This window comes from Synechococcus sp. H55.9 (genome assembly GCF_047462355.1).
Lineage (GTDB): Bacteria > Cyanobacteriota > Cyanobacteriia > Thermostichales > Thermostichaceae > Thermostichus.
On sequence record NZ_JANSJB010000191.1, the window covers coordinates 1 to 1,221 of the forward strand.

1 protein-coding gene is annotated in these 1,221 nt (G+C 62.8%); it reads left to right on the forward strand.

From position 1 onward, the window contains the following. Positions 1 to 27: 27 nt before the first annotated feature. A partial coding sequence (locus tag NW857_RS13040; RefSeq protein WP_414369218.1) for an ABC transporter transmembrane domain-containing protein occupies positions 28 to 1,221 on the forward strand: 1,194 nt, incomplete at its 3' end.

Consider the following 1,221-nt stretch of genomic DNA (forward strand, 5'->3'; position numbering starts at 1 on the left):
GTGGGAAGAAGCTGGAGGAGCACCTGAGTGGCGGGATCCCATCTCCGACAACTGGCCCATTATCTGCGCCCCTATCGGCGCCAGGTGGTGCTGGGCATTGGATCCCTGCTGGTGGTGAACGGGCTGGGGGTGTTCCTGCCCTGGTACGTCAAGCTGGCCATCGACGATCTCAGCCAGAACCTGGCCGCGCTGTCGCCCAGCCGCATTGCCCTCTACGCTCTGGTGGTGCTGGTTGTCTCCACCCTGATGATGGGCATTCGCATTGCCTCGCGGGTGTGGATGTTTGGCGTAGGGCGGCAGGTGGAGTTTCGCCTCAAGCAGGCCATCTTCGAGCATTTGCTTACCCTGCAGCCTTCCTACTTTGCCCAGCAGACCATTGGGGATATTCTCACCCGCATCACCAGCGATGTGGAAAATGTCCGCCGCCTGTTGGGCTTTGCCCTGCTCAACTTGGCCAACACCCTCTTTGCCTACGGCACCACCCTGCCGGCTATGTTTGGCATTGAGCCGCGTCTGAGCGCCCTGGCCCTATCGGTGTTTCCGGTGATGCTGGGGCTGGTGAAGTTGACCAGCACCCGTCTGCAGCAGGAGCAGCTTCAGGTGCAGCAGGAGCTGGCCAATCTGAGCGATCTCATCCAGGAGGATATGAACGGCATCACCCTGATCAAGGTCTATGCCCAGGAAGAGCGCGAGCAGAGGGAGTTTCGCCGCCGCAACGAGCGGCTGCTGCAGGCCAATTTGCGCTTGGCCCTCACCCGCAACCTGCTTTTCCCCTCCTTGGTGGCTTTGGTCAGCCTGAGCCTGTTGCTGCTATTGGCGGTGGGAGGGCCGCAGATTGCGGCGGGACGGCTGACGATTGGGGATTTTTCCGCCCTCACCCTCTACGTGGAACGGCTGGTGTTTCCCACCGCTCTGCTGGGCTTTACCATCACTGCCTACCAGCGGGGCCAGGTCAGCCTGGAGCGGATCGACGCGCTGCTGCGGGTAGAGCCCAGCATCCGCGATGCCCCGGGTGCTTTGCCCCTACCGCTAGAGAAGGTGCAGGGGCGTATCGAGGCTAGGGGTCTGACTTTTGCCTATGCCGACACGGGATCCGCAACGCCGGCGCTGCAGGATCTGGGCTTTTGCCTCGAGCCGGGCCAATTGGTGGCGGTGGTGGGGCCGATTGGGGCGGGCAAGTCCACCCTGGCCAATGCCCTGCCCCGCCTGCTGGAGATCCAG